We start from the raw sequence: 829 nt of genomic DNA, 5'->3' as shown, positions 1-829 counted from the left end.
GCCGCGGCCGCGGCGTTTACCGGCGCGTACGCCCGCTCGGGCAGCCGCGGCACCAGCAGGTCGTTCCAGGCCGCGAGCAGCACGGCCAGGCCGGCGGCCCGGCGGGCGTCGGAGCGGCGGACGTCGGAGCGGCGGCCGGCCACGTGCTCCCCCGGCCGGGTCAGCGGGAGCGCGACCAGGTGAGGACGGCGGGGCCGCCGGGGAAGGTCCGCACGTCGTCCAGGACGAACCCGGTGGGGGCGAACCCGGTGTCGAACAGCGGCCGGCCGGCACCGGCCACCACCGGGTACTGCTTGAGCACCAGCCGGTCGATCTCGGGGAGCAGCTCACCGGCGAGCTGCCCGCCGCCGGCGAGGTAGACGTCGAGGCCGGGCGCCTCCTTGAGGGCGCGCACGGCGGCCAGCGGGTCCTCCCGGACGACGGTGACCTCCGGGGCCGGGGGTTCCAGCGACCGGGAGACGACGACCTGCCGCAGGTGGGCGTGGGGGCTGACGATGCCCGCGGCGAGGCCGGGGTCGTAGGTGCGCCGGCCCATGACGACCGTGTCGAACCGGCGCCGGAGCGCGGCGTCGACCCCCAGCGCCCGGCGCACGTGCGTGGGCAGCGCGTCGGCGTACTCGGTCGCCATCCACTCGGTGAACGGCTCGGTGAGCGGGTAGAAGTCCACCTCGTCGTCGGGGCCGGCGATGAAGCCGTCGATCGACACCCCGACGTAGTAGACGAGGTCGCGCACGTCCCACCTCCACCGTCGTCGCCGACGTCACGCTCCCGTGGTGCGGCACCGGTGCGCAAGCGGCGACGGGCCGGGGACCCCGAGGGGTCCCCGGCC

1 protein-coding gene is annotated in these 829 nt (G+C 76.8%); it reads right to left on the bottom strand.

The genetic code is table 11. The features are described from left to right. Positions 1-160: 160 nt before the first annotated feature. Positions 161-733, bottom strand: a complete 573-nt coding sequence (locus ACI79Z_RS22830; RefSeq protein WP_456904228.1) for a dihydrofolate reductase family protein — start codon at positions 731-733, stop codon at positions 161-163. Positions 734-829 lie beyond the last annotated feature (96 nt).

The organism is Geodermatophilus sp. SYSU D00663 (assembly GCF_054050655.1).
Note: the sequence above shows the minus strand (reverse complement) of the source record. Positions and strands in the feature narration are given on the sequence as shown.